This is a genomic window from Streptomyces sp. NPDC088157, from assembly GCF_044741545.1.
In the GTDB taxonomy this organism is placed as follows: Bacteria; Actinomycetota; Actinomycetes; order Streptomycetales; family Streptomycetaceae; genus Streptomyces.
Window position 1 is genome coordinate 118,872 of record NZ_JBIUSU010000005.1, and the last position, 14,919, is coordinate 133,790.

A 14,919-nucleotide genomic window follows, 5' to 3' on the forward strand; every position below is an offset into this window, starting at 1 on the left:
CGCCCCGACACCAAAGTGATGCCGGGGCGTTGGTTTCGCGAACCCGCCGTAGGGAACGTCGGCTCGACCGCGTGTGATCAGTCCTCCGACGCGGACGGGGAAGCGGACGCCCGCTTCGCGACCGTCTTCTTCGCCGTGGTCGTCTTCTTCGCGGTCGCGGCGGTCTTCTTGGCAGCCGTCTTCTTCGCCGGAGCCGCCTTCTTCGCCGTCGCCTTCTTCGCGGGCGCCTTCTTGGCCGTCTTCTTGGCCGGCGTCTTGGCGCGCTTCTCGGCGAGCAGTTCGAAGCCACGCTCCGGGGTAATCTCCTCGACGCTGTCATCGGAGCGCAGCGTCGCGTTGGTCTCCCCGTCGGTGACGTACGGCCCGAAGCGACCGTCCTTGACGACGACCGGCTTTCCGCTGACCGGGTCCTCGCCCAGCTCCTTCAGCGGCGGCTTGGCGGCGGCGCGGCCACGCTGCTTGGGCTGGGAGTAGATCTCCAGCGCCTCTTCGAGGGTGATCGTGAAGAGCTGGTCCTCGGTCTGGAGCGACCGCGAGTCCGTGCCCTTCTTCAGGTACGGGCCGTAGCGGCCGTTCTGCGCGGTGATCTCCACGCCCTCGGCGTCGGCGCCGACGACCCGCGGCAGGGACATCAGCTTGAGGGCGTCCGCCAGCGTCACCGTGTCCAGCGACATCGACTTGAACAGCGAGGCCGTACGCGGCTTCACGGCGTTCTTGCCGGTCTTCGGGGTGCCCTCGGGGAGCACCTCGGTCACATACGGGCCGTAGCGGCCGTCCCGGGCGATGATCTGATGCCCCGTACCCGGGTCGGCACCGAGCTCGAAGTCGCCGCTCGGCTTGGCGAGCAGTTCTTCCGCGAGCTCGATGCTCAGCTCGTCCGGGGCGAGGTCCTCGGGCACGTCCGCGCGCTGGTGGCCCTCGGAGTCCTTCTCGCCACGCTCGATGTAGGGGCCGTAGCGCCCGACCCGCAGCACGATGTCGTTGCCGACCGGGAACGAGGACACCTCGCGCGCGTCGATCGCGCCCAGGTCGGTCACCAGCTCCTTGAGACCGCCGAGGTGGTCCCCGTCGCCGTTGCCGGCGTCCGCGGCGACACCCGCGGCGGTGCCCTCGCCGAAGTAGAACCGCCTGAGCCACGGCACGGCCTGCGCCTCACCGCGGGCGATGCGGTCGAGGTCGTCCTCCATCCTGGCGGTGAAGTCGTAGTCGACCAGCCGGCCGAAGTGCTTCTCCAGGAGATTGACCACGGCGAAGGACAGGAAGGACGGCACGAGTGCCGTGCCCTTCTTGAAGACGTAGCCGCGGTCGAGGATCGTGCCGATGATCGACGCGTAGGTCGACGGGCGGCCGATCTCGCGCTCTTCGAGCTCCTTGACCAGGCTGGCCTCGGTGTAGCGGGCCGGGGGCTTGGTGGCGTGCCCGTCGACCGTGATCTCCTCCGCGCTGAGGGCGTCGCCCTCGCCGACCTGGGGCAGCCGGCGCTCGCGGTCGTCCAGCTCGGCGTTCGGGTCGTCGGCGCCCTCGACGTACGCCTTCAGGAAGCCGTGGAAGGTGATCGTCTTGCCGGAGGCGCTGAACTCGACGTCCCGGCCGTCGACCGCCGTGCCGCCGATCTTCACCGTGACGCTGTTTCCGGTCGCGTCCTTCATCTGGGAGGCGACCGTCCGCTTCCAGATCAGCTCGTAGAGCCTGAACTGGTCACCGGTCAGACCCGTCTCGGCAGGTGTGCGGAAACGATCACCCGAAGGACGAATCGCCTCGTGCGCCTCCTGCGCGTTCTTGACCTTGCCGACGTAGGTGCGTGGCTGGGCGGGCAGGTAGTCGGCGCCGTACAGCTGCGTGACCTGGGCGCGGGCGGCGGTGATCGCCGTTTCGCTCAGCGTCGTGGAGTCCGTACGCATGTACGTGATGTAGCCGTTCTCGTACAGCTTCTGCGCCACCTGCATGGTGGCCTTGGCGCCGAAGCCGAGCTTGCGGCTGGCCTCCTGCTGAAGCGTCGTCGTACGGAACGGGGCGTACGGCGAGCGACGGTAGGGCTTCGACTCGACGGACCGGACGGCGAACCGCGTGTCGTCCAGGGCGGCGGCCAGGGCGCGGGCGTTCGCCTCGTCGAGGTGGAGGATGTTCGCGCTCTTGAGTTGTCCCAGGGAGTCGAAGTCACGACCCTGCGCGACCCTCTTGCCGTCGACGGCCTGGAGGCGTGCGACCAGCGACGAGGGGTCCGACGAATCACCGGCGCGGCCGGTCGCGAAGGTGCCCGTCAGGTCCCAGTACTCGGCAGAACGAAACGCGATGCGCTCGCGTTCCCGCTCCACGACGAGGCGCGTGGCGACGGACTGGACACGGCCGGCCGACAGGCGCGGCATGACCTTCTTCCACAGGACCGGCGAGACCTCGTAGCCGTAGAGACGGTCGAGGATGCGGCGGGTCTCCTGGGCGTCGACGAGCTTCTGGTTGAGCTGGCGCGGGTTGGCGACGGCGGCCCGGATCGCGTCCTTGGTGATCTCGTGGAAGACCATCCGCTTGACGGGGATCTTGGGCTTGAGGACCTCCTGGAGGTGCCAGGCGATCGCCTCGCCCTCCCGGTCCTCATCGGTGGCGAGGAAGAGCTCGTCGGACTCCTTGAGCAGGTCCTTGAGCTTCTTGACCTGTGCCCGCTTGTCGGCGTTGACCACATAGATCGGCTGGAAGTCGTGTTCGACGTCCACACCGAGGCGGCGGACCTCGCCCGTGTACTGGTCGGGCACCTCGGCGGCGCCGTTGGGAAGGTCACGGATGTGCCCGACGCTGGCCTCGACGATGTAGCCGGGGCCGAGGTAACCCTTGATCGTCTTCGCCTTGGCAGGCGACTCGACGATCACGAGTCGGCGGCCGCCCTTCGCGGTCTCGCTGGTCGGGGACAACTTCGCTCTTCTCTCCGGTCGACGCTGGGGCCTCCCCAGGCCTTGCTCCCGGGGTCGGGTCAGGGGGACGCTGCGGAGTGTGACGGTACATCCCGCCCCCGTGTCAAACGGGAAAAGCCCGCAACGGCCACTCGAACGGTAACCCGACTACCGCCATTCCTGCCGCCCGGAGTACCGACCGGCGCTTTTCCGTACGACCGGAACCCGCCTTCCCCTATACCGGCACGGCCAGGTTCACGCGGCTCGAACGCGGGTCCGGTCGGATCCGCGAAGGGGGCCTCGACGGCGGCTTCGTGGGTGGTCCGGGGGTAACGCCGGAGGCGGCTTCAGAGGCGGATGAAGCTCCACACGCCGACGGCCAGCGCGGCGACCGAGGCCAGGGTCGTCAGAGTCGCCGATGCGACGGGGCTCACACCTTGGGCCACGGGCTCACGGTGTCGCACCCGGACCGCGGTCCACACCAGCAGTGCGCTCCCGAACAGGGCGAACACCGTCCCTGTGAAGATCGCCGGTCCACTCTCCATGATCGGTCCGCCCCCCCTGCTCCCGCTCACGCCTGCCCCGGCTACGGAGGCTGCCACGCGCGGGCGGCGCCCCGGCGAACCCGAGGTGAACGCCGGGGCTACGGGTGGGGGCCGCAGAACCGGCCGCGGCCGCCGAGCGGGACGCGGCGGCCGCCCACCGTAGCGGGCCCCCGGGGACGCGTCCCGGGGCGGCCCCGAGCGCGCCGGGACCGACCGAAACCGTTGCGAGAGATTCCGGCCGACTTCCCCGTCGCCGACGCTGTCGATCGGCTCACACCGCACACGGTCCTGGCGGATCCGACGCGGAAAGCGGAGAGGAGAAGCCGCGGTGAAGACGTGAGAGGAGGAGGTCACTCGGCCGGTTCGAGGAAACCCTGCTCCACCAGCAGGCGAATCTGGGCCGGAGTGCGGTCCCGCAGCGACACCGGGTCCTCGCCGACCAGCTGGGCGATGGCGTCGAGAATGCGGCCGGCACTCAGCGAGCCGTCGCACACGCCCGCGAAGCCCGCGCCGACCGTGTCCACCTTGGTGGCCCGGCGCATGCCGCGGTGCTGGCGCAGGACGACGTGCTCCGGGTCCTCGGCGCCGGGCAGCCCGACCTGCTCCTGGACGACCTCCGTGACCAGCCGGAAGCGCCCGGCGAGCAGGGCCGCGTCGTCGTGGGCACGCAGATAGTCCAGCCGTCCGAAGTGCGCCAGGATCGCGTCGCCCAGCGGCTGTTCGACCGGGTGCGGCCACTCCTCCACCGTGATCAGGGGCTCCGCGGCCGCCGTCCTCCGCAGCGTGATCCAGCCGAAACCGACGGCCTTCACCTTGCGTGCCTCGAACTCGTCCAGCCACGCGTCGTAGTGCGTCCGGTACTCGGCCTGGTCGCCCCGGTGGTCACCGGCGTCCCTCAGCCAGAGCTCGGCGTACTGCGTGACGTCCTGCACCTCGCGCTGCACGATCCACGCATCACACCCACGCGGCACCCAAGACCTGAGCCTGTCCTGCCAGTTCTCCCCTTCCACGTGCTGCCAGTTGGCGAGGAACTGCGCGAACCCGCCCTCGTTCAGGCGTTCCCCCGCTCCTTGAACGAGCGAGCGGCACAGATCGTCCCCGCTCATCCCGCCGTCCCGGTAGGTCAGCCGGGTGCCGGGAGAGATCACGAACGGCGGGTTCGACACGATCAGGTCGTACGTCTCGTCGTCCCGGACCGGCTCGAACAGCGAGCCTTCGCGCAGGTCCGCCGCCGGAGCCCCGGACAGCGCGAGCGTGAGCGCGGTGAAGTGCAGCGCGCGCGGGTTGAGGTCGGTCGCCGTCACGCGCGTGGCGTGCTGGGCGGCGTGCAGCGCCTGGAGGCCGGAACCGGTGCCGAGGTCGAGGGCGGCGGAGACGGGCATACGGACGGTGATGCCGGCCAGGGTCGTCGACGCGCCCCCCACGCCGAGGACGACGGCTGTGTCGGCCTGACGGCCTTCGTTCCCGCTGCCGCCGGCGCCGCCGACCGCGCACCCGAGGTCGGACACGATGAACCAGTCCTCGCCGCCCGGCCCGCCGTACGGCCGTACATCCACGGTAGCGGCCACCTCGTCCACCCCCGCGGGGACCAGCCAGCCGCTCTCCACGCACGCGTGGACGGGCAGGAACTCGTCCACGCGCGTGTGCGGCACGGGCTGCTGAAGGAGGAAGAGGCGGACGAGCGTCTCCAGCGGCGTGTCCCCGCGGGTCGCGCGCAGCGCGGGCACGGTCTCGCTGCGCGCGAGGGCCGCGTAGGCGGGGGCACCGAGAAGCTCGAGGAGACCGTCCGCGGTGAAGGAGGCCGCGAGCAGCCCCTCGCGCAGCCGGGCGGCGACGTCGGGGCGGTCGGCGGAGGGCAGGGGGGAGAGGGTGGCGTTACTCACGCCCCCCATTGTCTCCCGTCACCCCTTGGGGCGCGTTCCCCCCGGGCGGTCCCGGGCCGCGCGGCCTCAGCCGGTCGTCGCGCGGACGGAGGCGGAGGCGGCCACCTTCTTGCAGCTGGCCTGGTTGGCCATGGCGTCCTTGACGTCGCCCTGCTCGAGGTTCTTCAGCGCGGTGTTGCCGCTCTTGCTGAGCTTGCCGAGGTCGGTGGCGATGCCCTGGAGGCCGTCGGCGAACTTCGCCTGGTCCTTCGTGTCCAGGCCGTCGACCTGCTTCTTCAGGTTCCCGTAGGACTTCGAGAGGGCGGTGAGCGCCGCGACGGCGTCCTTCTGCTTCTTCTCGCCCTCGTCGACACCGGGCGGCGGCCCGGCCTTCTGGACGGCCTGGGCGAGCGCGCCGTAGGCGTCGGACATGTCCTGGAAGGCCTGCGAGTCGGTCTTCTGGACGTTCGCCGGAGCGTTGTTGTCCGTGGCGGCCTGCTTGATCGCGTTGTTGGCCGCGTCGACCTTCGCGTCCTGGGCGGGCAGCGCGTCGCAGACCTGCTTGGCCCAGGCGTCGAGCTCCTTGTTCCCGTCGTCACTGCTGCATCCGGACAGCGCCAGTACCAGTACCGCACCGCCGGACACCACGGCCGCGAGCTTCTTGTTCACCGGATCGGTCCCTTCCATGGCTCTCGGCCCCGGAACATACACGGCAACCCGGCGAGAACCCCAGAACGAATGTCTGCTATGCAGCTAATTGGAGCCATTCGTACCAGGAGAGAGAAGGCTCACGGCACAATCACATACGCGACACAGCGGGCGGGCGACGCGACAACACGCGTCGACCGCCCGCCCCTTGAGCTGGGCACCGGTGGACAGCCCTACGAAATCACCGCCGGATCGGCGGACTTGGACGAAGTGCCGGCGTTGTCTTCGTCACCCACGGCGATCCCGCGCCGCTTGGAGACGTACACCGCGACCACGATCACCCCGAGCGACAGGACCGCGATCAGGACCCGTACGCCGATGCTCTTGTCCTCGCCGTAACTGAACTTGATCACGGCGGGCGCGATGAGCAGCGCCACGAGGTTCATGACCTTCAGCAACGGGTTGATCGCCGGACCTGCGGTGTCCTTGAACGGATCGCCGACCGTGTCACCGATCACCGTGGCGGCATGGGCCTCGCTGCCCTTGCCGCCGTGGTGACCGTCCTCGACGAGTTTCTTGGCGTTGTCCCACGCGCCGCCGGAGTTGGCGAGGAAGACGGCCATCAGCGTGCCGGAGCCGATCGCGCCCGCCAGGAACGCGCCGAGTGCCCCGACTCCGAGGGTGAACCCGACGAAGATGGGCGCCAGCACCGCGAGCAGTCCGGGTGTGGCCAGCTCGCGCAGGGCGTCCCGGGTGCAGATGTCGACGACCTTGCCGTACTCCGGCTCCTCGCTGTAGTCCATGATCCCGGGGTGCTCGCGGAACTGCCGCCGCACCTCGAACACCACGGAACCCGCCGACCGCGACACCGCGTTGATCGCCAGCCCCGAGAAGAGGAAGACGACCGCCGCGCCCGCGATGAGCCCGACGAGGTTGTTGGGCTGCGAGATGTCCATCATCAGGCTCATCGGCGCGCCCGCCCCGGAGAGCTTCTCCCCGACGTCCTGCGCCCCGGTCGTGATCGCGTCCCGGTACGATCCGAAGAGCGCCGACGCCGCCAGGACGGCGGTGGCGATGGCGATGCCCTTGGTGATGGCCTTGGTGGTGTTGCCGACGGCGTCGAGGTTGGTGAGCACCTGCGCGCCCGCGCCCTGGACGTCACCGGACATCTCGGCGATGCCCTGCGCGTTGTCGGAAACCGGCCCGAAGGTGTCCATGGCGACGATCACGCCGACCGTGGTGAGCAGACCGGTGCCGGCCAGCGCCACCGCGAACAGCGCCAGCATGATCGACGTACCGCCGAGCAGGAACGCTCCGTACACGCCAAGGCCGATCAACAAGGCGGTGTAGACGGCCGATTCGAGACCGACGGAGATTCCGGCGAGGACCACGGTGGCGGGGCCCGTCAGCGACGACTTGCCGATGTCGCGCACCGGTCGGCGACTGGTCTCGGTGAAGTAGCCCGTCAACTGCTGGATGACCGCGGCCAGAAGGATGCCGATCGCCACCGCGACGAGGGCGAGGACACGCGGGTCGCCGCTCTTGCCCTGGATCGCCGCGTCGGTGACGCCGTCGAGGTCGGCGTACTTGCCGGGGAGATAGAGGAAGACGGCCACGGCGACCAGCACGAGCGAGATCGTGGCCGAGATGAAGAATCCCCGGTTGATCGCGGACATGCCACTGCGGTCGGCGCGACGCGGGGCGACCGCGAAGATCCCGACCATGGCCGTGAGCACGCCGATCGCGGGAACGAGGAGCGGGAAGGCGAGCCCGGCGTCGCCGAAGGCCGCCTTGCCGAGGATCAGCGCGGCGACCAGGGTCACGGCGTACGACTCGAAGAGGTCGGCCGCCATGCCCGCGCAGTCGCCGACGTTGTCGCCCACGTTGTCGGCGATGGTCGCGGCATTGCGCGGATCGTCCTCCGGAATGCCCTGCTCGACCTTGCCGACCAGGTCTGCGCCGACGTCGGCGGCCTTGGTGAAGATGCCGCCGCCGACCCTCATGAACATGGCGATCAGGGCAGCGCCGAGTCCGAAGCCCTCCAGCACCTTCGGCGCGTCGGCCGCGTACACCAGCACCACGCAGGCGGCCCCGAGCAGACCGAGCCCCACCGTGAACATGCCGACGACGCCGCCCGTACGGAATGCGATCTTCATTGCTTTGTGCGAGACGGCGGTGAGATCCCTTTCCGGTTCGCCTGCTGCCGGCGTCGCTTCCCGGGCGGCAGCGGCGACGCGCACATTGCTGCGCACGGCGAGCCACATGCCGATATAGCCGGTGACCGCGGAGAACGTCGCGCCGATCAAGAAGAACACCGATCGTCCGGCGCGCTGATTCCAGTCGTCCGCGGGCAGCAGAAAGAGCAGGAAGAACACGACGACGGCGAAGACGCCGAGCGTGCGCAGCTGCCGGGCGAGATACGCGTTGGCACCTTCCTGGACCGCCGCCGCGATCTTCTTCATGCTGTCGGTGCCCTCGCCGGCCGCGAGCACCTGGCGTACCAGTACGCCCGCGACCACGAGTGCGGCCAGCGCGACGACCGCGATGACCACCACGAGCAGGCGGTTGCCGTCGGTCAGCACTGCGGCTGCGAAGGTTGAGGAGTGGTCCAACCGATGAGGGGTAGAAAGCCCCGCCATTCGTCCTCCTTGACGCTTGGGCTGAGCTCAAGATGTGGACGGATTCTAGGTACCGGAACCTGATCAAAACAGTGGGCGGTAAACGGAATTCGCCGTCGCACGCAAAACCAGCTCGATCTCGCACGGTAATGCCTTCAAGGCATTGGCGTTCGTGAATTGATTCACGATATTCCCGGGCAAGATTCACTTCGCCAGGATTCACCTCACCGAGATTCCAAGATTCACTTCACGAGACCACTGTAAGCGCGGTCAACGAGGTCCGCACATGCCGAAGGGCCCTACGAGGTAGGGCCCTTCGGTCAGCTCGACCAGGTCGGTCGATCAGATGGGTTCGATCGGGTGAGGTGATCGGTTGGGGCGAACGGGCTGGGTCGATCGCGAAGCTCGGGTCAGGAGAGCGTCGCGGTCGCCGGCGTGGTCGGCCAGGTCATGCGGATCAGCCCGCCGTGCTCCCCGGCGGTGACCTCCACATCGTCGACGAGGCCGCTGATGACCGCGAGGCCCATCTCGTCCTCCTCGGCCTCCGCGTCGGCCTCTGCGCCCGAGCCGGGCACCCGGTCACCGGGCGCCGAGTGCGGCGCCTCGTCGCCGACCTCGATGGAGAACTGTTTCTCCTCCTCGATCAGCGCCACCTTCACCGGCGCGGTGATTCCGCCGGTCTGATGCAGCCCGACGGCACGGGTGCAGGCCTCGCCGACGGCGAGCCTCACCTCGTCGAGGACGGCCTCGTCCACTCCGGCCCTGCGCGCCACCGCTGCCGCCACCAGTCGGGCGGTCCTGACATGCTCGGGCAGCGCGCTGAAGCGGAGTTCAACGGTGGCCATACGTCCCCCTCGGAACTACGGGCGTGCTGTCGGGGGGCCGGGCGGCGAAGCCCGGACCCCTTCGTTGTTCGACCAGCCGTACCGGGCCACGCGGGCCCGGGACGGGATGGTCAGTCGGTGGCAGCGACCGCTTCGTCGACCGAGGTGTGGATCGGGAACACCTTGGTCAGACCGGTAATGCGGAAGATCTTCAAAATACGCTCCTGGTTGCAGACCAGGCGGAGCGAGCCCTCATGGGCACGCACCCGCTTCAGTCCGCCGACCAGCACGCCGAGCCCGGTGGAGTCGAGGAAGTCCACGCCCTCCATGTCGACGACGAGGTGGAAATTCCCGTCGTTCACCAGCTCGACCAGCTGCTCGCGCAACTTGGGCGCGGTATATACGTCGATTTCGCCACCGACCTCGACGACCGTACGATCGCCGACGGTACGGGTCGACAGAGACAGGTCCACGGATCCTCCAGCACCTTGCTATCGAGCGGTCGTCCCTCGGAACACCTGGGCAGGAGCCCCCGGGACGGTACGCCAGCCGCAATGGCATTCAATCACTTACCGGCAGGCGTGCACGACGCCTTGGCCCCATTGTCCGTCACGCCAGTGACACACTCGGTGCCGATGGCCAAGAATCACCGATCCGATCGACCCTTGCCCGAGGCCGCGCCCCGCCTGTCCCCGGCCGCGGTCCTGGACCGACTCGCCCCGGGACCGAGCCGGGCATCGCGCATCACTCATACGGAGCACTTGCCCCCGCGCGAGGGCCGCCATGCCGTCTGGCCGGACCGTATTCGCTCCGAGGTCATCGCGGCCGTGCAGGCCTGCGGCATCGAACACCCCTGGGCGCACCAGGCCCGGGTCGCCGAGCACGCCCTGGACGGCGACTCCGTGGTCGTCGCCACGGGCACCGCGTCCGGCAAGTCCCTGGCATACCTCGTGCCGGTCCTCACGGCCCTGCTGGACGGCTCCGAGGCCCCGAACGGTCGCGGGGCGACCACTCTCTACCTGGCGCCCACCAAGGCCCTGGCGGCGGACCAGTGCCGCTCCGTGAAGGAACTTTCACAACCTCTCGGCAACGCCGTTCGGCCGGCCGTGTACGACGGCGACACCCCGTTCGAGGAACGGGAGTGGATCAGGCAGTACGCCAACTACGTCCTCACCAACCCGGACATGCTGCACCGCGGCATCCTCCCGTCCCACCCGCGCTGGTCCTCCTTCCTGAAGTCCCTGAAGTACGTCGTCATCGACGAGTGCCACACCTACCGCGGCGTGTTCGGCTCCCATGTCGCCCAGGTCCTGCGCCGACTACGCCGTCTGTGCGCCCGGTACGGCGCCTCGCCGGTCTTCCTGCTGGCCTCCGCGACGGCCGCCGAACCCGCGGTGGCGGCCGGGCGGCTCACCGGCCTCCCGGTGGTCGAGGTCGCCGACGACGCCTCGCCCCGCGGTGAACTGGTGTTCGCCCTGTGGGAGCCCCCGCTCACCGAGATGGTGGGCGAGAAGGGCGCACCCGTCCGGCGTACCGCCACCGCCGAGACCGCCGACCTGCTGACGGACCTCGCCGTCCAGGGCGTGCGCACCGTCGCCTTCGTCCGTTCCCGGCGGGGCGCCGAGCTGATCGCGGTGATCGCCCAGGAGCGTCTCGCCGAGATCGACCGCTCACTCGCCCGGCGTGTCGCGGCCTACCGCGGCGGTTATCTCCCCGAGGAACGACGCGCCCTGGAGCAGGCCCTGCACTCGGGTGAGCTCCTCGGCCTCGCCGCGACCACCGCCCTGGAGCTCGGTATCGACGTCTCCGGACTCGACGCCGTCCTGATCGCCGGTTACCCGGGCACGCGCGCGTCCCTGTGGCAGCAGGCCGGCCGGGCGGGCCGGTCCGGGCAGGGCGCGCTGGCGGTGCTCGTCGCCCGGGACGACCCGCTGGACACCTTCCTGGTGCACCACCCGGAGGCGCTGTTCGACCGTCCCGTGGAGTCGACCGTCCTCGACCCCGACAACCCCTACGTCCTGGCCCCGCACCTGTGCGCGGCGGCCGCGGAACTCCCGCTGACCGACGAGGACCTGCCCCTTTTCGGCCCGGAGACCGAGAACCTGCTGCCGCAGCTGGAGGCCGCGAAGCTGCTGCGCCGCCGTACCAAAGCCTGGCACTGGACCCGCCGGGAGCGGGCCGCCGACCTCGCGGACATCCGCGGCGAGGGCGGCCGGCCGGTCCAGGTCGTCGAGGCCGGCACCGGCCGACTGCTCGGCACGGTCGACGCGGGCTCCTCCCACACCACCGTCCACGAGGGGGCGGTCCACCTCCACCAGGGCCGCACGTATCTCGTGCGTTCCCTGGACCTGGAGGACGCCGTCGCCCTGGTCGAGGAGGCCAACCCGCCGTACTCGACGGTCGCCCGGGACACGACGTCGATCTCCGTCCTGGAGACGGACGTCGAAATCCCCTGGGGCCAGGGCCGGTTGTGCTACGGCTCGGTCGAAGTCACCAACCAGGTCGTCTCCTTCCTGCGTCGACGTGTCATCACCGGTGAAGTCCTGGGCGAGTCGAAGCTCGACCTCCCTCCTCGTACGCTGCGCACGCGTGCCGTGTGGTGGACGGTGACCGAGGACCAACTCGACGCCGCCCGGATCAACCCCGAGATCCTCGGCGGGGCCCTGCACGCCGCCGAACACGCCTCGATCGGCATGCTGCCCCTCTTCGCGACCTGCGACCGCTGGGACATCGGCGGCGTCTCGGTCCCCCTCCACCCCGACACGCTGTTGCCGACGGTCTTCGTCTACGACGGCCATCCCGGCGGCGCCGGCTTCGCGGAGCGGGCCTTCCACACGGCCCGCGCCTGGCTGACGGCCACCCGGCAGGCCATCGCCTCCTGCGAGTGCGACGCCGGCTGCCCGTCCTGCATCCAGTCCCCCAAGTGCGGCAACGGCAACGACCCGCTGCACAAGAGAGGGGCCGTACGGCTGCTCACGGAACTCCTGCGGGAGGCTCCCGAGGAGAAGCCCGAAGGACGCGTGGAGGGGGAGCCGGAGGAGCGGACGGAGAGGACTGAGTGGACTGAGCGGACGACCGAGGAGCGGGCTGAGGGGACGACGGACGAAAGCGCGGTAGGAAAGCCGGAGGTGAGGAAGCCGGAGGTGGAGTCGGCAGCCGAGCCGGGGAAGGGCTCAGGGACGACGGGGGCGGCTGCGGGAGCGACACCTCATCCGCAGGGCCCGCCCGCGCCCTGACCTCGGCCGCGAACAGTCCCCGTCCCGACGCCGCCGTCACATCCGAGATCGCGCCGACGACCGCGCACCGCACCAGTCGCGCGCCCTGTGCCCGGGCCACCCGGTCCGCGCGGGCACATGCCTGCTCGGCGCCGTCCGGCCAGTGGTCGGCGGCCGCGAGCGCCGCGAGATCGGCGCCGCCCGCGGCACGGTGCCGGGACGCCACGGCCTGTCCAAGAGCGAGCACCACCCCGAACACCACACACAGCACGGCGATCGCACCCACGCTCCAGACGGTGGCGGAGCCACGGTCCGCGTCCGCGCTCCCGTGGCGCCCTTGGGGAAGCCGGGTCCAGACCCTCTTGCCCCAGCCACCCGACCCCTGGCCGCTCACGGGAGGTCTCCCGACGACCGCTGGGCGTCTCCTGCGGCGCCCGCTGCGCCTTCTGCCACACGGACGCCTCCCACAGCGCCCCGGGCCTCCTCCGCCGCTCCCACTGCTCCTTCCGCCGTCCCCACGGCCTTCTCGGTCGTCCCCCCGGGCCCTCTCCCCCGTCGCCGCAGCCCTCTCTGCCCTCTCTGCCGTCGCCACGGCCTCTTCCGGCGTCCCCGCGGCCCTCCTCCCCGTCGCCGCCTCCGCCGGACCCACGGCCTCCTCCGCTGCCGCGACGGCCTCCTCCCGCACTTCGAAGGGCAGCCCGCGAAGCGCCGGTGGCTTGGCCACGACCACGACACGGACCTGGTCGCCCTCCCTGCTGACCGTCACCTCCGCCCCGCGCGGCGCCGTGGCGCGGGTCACCTCGAGGACCGCGTCGGCCGGATCCTGCCGGGCCGCCGCCCGGGCGCCGGTCCTGGCCGCGTCCACGCACCGGATCTGAGCGGCCATGACCAGCAGCCCCCACACCAGCGCCGTCGCGAACACCACCAGCACCGGCAGCACCACGGCCGACTCCGCCGTCACGAACCCCCGGTCCCCGTCGCACACCGGGCCACTCGCGCGACGAGGCTCCCGTCCGCGCTCACGCCCCCGCACTGAGCGCCCGTTTCACGACGGCCTGCAGCTGAGCCGCGACCACCTCGCTCGTCACCACCTGGTAGAGGAGCACCGCGAAGCCCACGGCCGCCACGATCCCCATCGCGTACTCGGACGTCACCATCCCCGCGTCCCCTCGAGCCGCACGCGCCCTGCACACCAGGGCACACAGCCAGGTCCGTACCGCCTTGCACATCTCAACCCCCATGAGTTTCCGTCGTGTTGATCTCTGCTGGTTCGACTGCTCCGCGTTCGGCCACTCCGCGTTCGGCCACTCGCCGCTCGGCCGCCCGCTGTCGAGCGACTCCTTGCTCGGCCGCCCGCGTTGGACGACCTGTTCAGCCACCCACTGTCGAGCGACTCGTTGCTCAGCCGCCCCACTGTTCGGCGGCCGACGGTTCGACCACCCGCGCCACCGTTCCTCGGCGACCGCGACCGCGTGGTTCACGGAATTCACTTGTTCACCTTGTTCGCGCCGTCATGGGCCACCGCCTCCCAGCACCCCGCTCGCGAGCCCGATGACGATGGGCAGCACACCGACCGCGATGAAGGCGGGCAGGAAGCACAACCCCACGGGCACGGTGACCATGACGGCCGCCCGTCGCGCCCGGGCCGTCGCGGCACGCGCCCAGTCGGCGCGGGTGTCGGCGGCGAGCCGGGCCACCGGTCCGGCAGCCGGCAGCCCCGACACGTCGGCCCGCTCCAGCAAACGGGCCAGGGCCGCGGCACCCGGTGTCGAGGCCAACCTCCGCCATGCGATTGCCGGTTCGCCGCCCAGCCGCACCTCGGCGGCACCGCGCGCCAGCCCTTCCCCCACGGGACCGCCCAGGGCCTCCCCCACGGCCTGCGCCGCGATCACCGGGCCGGCGCCGGCCGCGATGCACGCGGCCAGTAGGTCGGCAGCGAGCGGGAGTTGGCGTTCGGCGAGCAGAGCGTCGGCCTCGCTCACCGCACCCGCCGCCTGTTGACGACGCCGCCACCGCCCCAGCCCCACCGCGCCGATCGCCCCCACGACGAGCCCGGCGACGCCGCCGACCACCACCCATCCGGCGCCCACCACCACCGCCTCGGGAAGCCACCGTCGTACCGCCTCCCGCAGTCCGGCCCCTCGGGCGTCCGTCGCCGACCCCGAGGTCAGCACTTCGGTCAGGCGCCGCCGTGCCCTGCGTTCGCGCCGGACGGTCTCCAACCACCGCACAAGCCACCAGAGGGCCGCCACGATCCCCACGGCCGCCCCCAGCCTGTGGACAACTTCCACGCTCACGCCTCCTCCGTCCACGTCACCGGCTTCT

Annotated in this window: 10 protein-coding genes and 2 pseudogenes; 1 reads left to right on the forward strand and 11 read right to left on the reverse strand. The window is 70.6% G+C overall.

The features are described 5' to 3' along the window. Window positions 1-77: 77 nt before the first annotated feature. From topA to bldG, 7 genes are all read right to left on the reverse strand, one after another. The gene (gene topA / locus ACIPFH_RS20520; protein WP_401828216.1) at window positions 78-2,903 is read right to left on the reverse strand and encodes a type I DNA topoisomerase; all 2,826 of its coding nucleotides are present in this window, start codon (window positions 2,901-2,903) and stop codon (window positions 78-80) included. Window positions 2,904-3,229: 326 nt separating this feature from the next. Beyond that, a complete protein-coding gene (locus ACIPFH_RS20525) occupies window positions 3,230-3,427 on the reverse strand; it encodes a hypothetical protein (RefSeq protein WP_401828218.1) in 198 nt (65 codons plus the stop codon). A gap of 350 nt (window positions 3,428-3,777) precedes the next feature. Next, window positions 3,778-5,319 (reverse strand): methyltransferase, encoded by a 1,542-nt coding sequence (locus tag ACIPFH_RS20530; protein ID WP_401828220.1) that lies wholly within the window; start codon window positions 5,317-5,319, stop codon window positions 3,778-3,780. Window positions 5,320-5,376: 57 nt separating this feature from the next. Then, the gene (locus ACIPFH_RS20535; protein WP_401828222.1) at window positions 5,377-5,976 is read right to left on the reverse strand and encodes a small secreted protein; all 600 of its coding nucleotides are present in this window, start codon (window positions 5,974-5,976) and stop codon (window positions 5,377-5,379) included. Window positions 5,977-6,170: 194 nt separating this feature from the next. Continuing rightward, on the reverse strand, window positions 6,171-8,576 hold the full coding sequence (locus ACIPFH_RS20540) for a sodium-translocating pyrophosphatase (RefSeq protein ID WP_401828224.1): 2,406 nt from the start codon (window positions 8,574-8,576) through the stop codon (window positions 6,171-6,173). Between the two features lie 389 nt (window positions 8,577-8,965). After that, window positions 8,966-9,400: an ATP-binding protein gene (locus ACIPFH_RS20545; RefSeq protein WP_401828226.1), complete on the reverse strand. Its 435-nt coding sequence runs from the start codon at window positions 9,398-9,400 to the stop codon at window positions 8,966-8,968. 110 nt (window positions 9,401-9,510) lie between these two features. After that, window positions 9,511-9,852, reverse strand: a complete 342-nt coding sequence (bldG, locus tag ACIPFH_RS20550) for an anti-sigma factor antagonist BldG (protein WP_009189842.1) — start codon at window positions 9,850-9,852, stop codon at window positions 9,511-9,513. A gap of 81 nt (window positions 9,853-9,933) precedes the next feature. Between bldG and ACIPFH_RS20555 the strand changes: the two genes are divergently transcribed. Next, window positions 9,934-12,615 (forward strand): DEAD/DEAH box helicase, encoded by a 2,682-nt coding sequence (locus ACIPFH_RS20555; RefSeq protein WP_401828228.1) that lies wholly within the window; start codon window positions 9,934-9,936, stop codon window positions 12,613-12,615. Here ACIPFH_RS20555 and ACIPFH_RS20560 read toward each other — a convergent pair. The 4 genes and pseudogenes from ACIPFH_RS20560 to ACIPFH_RS20575 form a co-directional block, all read right to left on the reverse strand. Then, window positions 12,563-12,916, reverse strand: a pseudogene (locus ACIPFH_RS20560) (Rv3654c family TadE-like protein); the annotation flags it as partial. The gene ACIPFH_RS20555 and the pseudogene ACIPFH_RS20560 sit on opposite strands and share 53 nt — an antisense overlap. Window positions 12,917-13,228: 312 nt before the next feature. Beyond that, window positions 13,229-13,627: pseudogene (locus ACIPFH_RS20565) on the reverse strand (TadE family type IV pilus minor pilin); the annotation flags it as partial. Further along, a complete protein-coding gene (locus tag ACIPFH_RS20570) occupies window positions 13,614-13,823 on the reverse strand; it encodes a DUF4244 domain-containing protein (RefSeq protein ID WP_401829211.1) in 210 nt (69 codons plus the stop codon). The gene ACIPFH_RS20570 and the pseudogene ACIPFH_RS20565, both read right to left, overlap by 14 nt. 282 nt (window positions 13,824-14,105) lie before the next feature. After that, window positions 14,106-14,891, reverse strand: a complete 786-nt coding sequence (locus tag ACIPFH_RS20575; protein ID WP_401828230.1) for a type II secretion system F family protein — start codon at window positions 14,889-14,891, stop codon at window positions 14,106-14,108. Window positions 14,892-14,919: the final 28 nt, after the last annotated feature.

Bases quoted from the DNA above. Each gene is read 5' to 3' on its own strand.
- ACIPFH_RS20555 (WP_401828228.1), top strand. From the start codon at position 9,934: ATGGCATTCAATCACTTACCGGCAGGCGTGCACGACGCCTTGGCCCCA.
- ACIPFH_RS20540 (WP_401828224.1), bottom strand. From the start codon at position 8,576: ATGGCGGGGCTTTCTACCCCTCATCGGTTGGACCACTCCTCAACCTTC.
- ACIPFH_RS20545 (WP_401828226.1), bottom strand. From the start codon at position 9,400: ATGGCCACCGTTGAACTCCGCTTCAGCGCGCTGCCCGAGCATGTCAGG.
- ACIPFH_RS20525 (WP_401828218.1), bottom strand. From the start codon at position 3,427: ATGGAGAGTGGACCGGCGATCTTCACAGGGACGGTGTTCGCCCTGTTC.
- ACIPFH_RS20530 (WP_401828220.1), bottom strand. From the start codon at position 5,319: ATGGGGGGCGTGAGTAACGCCACCCTCTCCCCCCTGCCCTCCGCCGAC.
- ACIPFH_RS20570 (WP_401829211.1), bottom strand. From the start codon at position 13,823: ATGTGCAAGGCGGTACGGACCTGGCTGTGTGCCCTGGTGTGCAGGGCG.
- ACIPFH_RS20535 (WP_401828222.1), bottom strand. From the start codon at position 5,976: ATGGAAGGGACCGATCCGGTGAACAAGAAGCTCGCGGCCGTGGTGTCC.